Source organism: Halomonas sp. IOP_14, from assembly GCF_021021315.1.
In the GTDB taxonomy this organism is placed as follows: Bacteria; Pseudomonadota; Gammaproteobacteria; order Pseudomonadales; family Halomonadaceae; genus Vreelandella; species Vreelandella titanicae.
This window is the reverse complement of sequence record NZ_JAINWD010000120.1, coordinates 1-350: the sequence shown is the minus strand read 5'-3', so window position 1 is coordinate 350 and position 350 is coordinate 1. Positions and strand designations below refer to the sequence as shown.

1 pseudogene is annotated in these 350 nt (G+C 52.0%); it reads right to left on the bottom strand.

The window, feature by feature from the left end:
- Positions 1-350, bottom strand: a pseudogene (locus tag K7H09_RS24365) (MBL fold metallo-hydrolase); the annotation flags it as partial.

Sequence of the window (350 nt, the reverse complement as noted above, 5' to 3'; positions counted from 1 at the left end):
GCATCAAACAACAAGTCAGGCTGGTCATTGTCCCCAGCGATCACGACTTTTCTCGGCTTGTGCTTGAAGATCAAGAACTCATGGCTTTTTAACCGCTCACCCTCAAACTCAACATCAAACCCTTGCTTCAACTGTCCCCACAACGGCCCTCTTGGGATACCCTTTTGCGCTAGCTTATCCACGTCCAAGGCAGCATCTACCTTTGTCTCCGTAAACCCATAAGCATAGGACGGCGCCCGGTGTGAAAGCCTGAACGTAGTAACCGAGATGCTCTCAAACTCAACGCTGGGCAGCTCGTCCGAATCGATAAACTCCAAAGCGAAGGGCAAGCAAAGCTGCGTGGCCTCGCA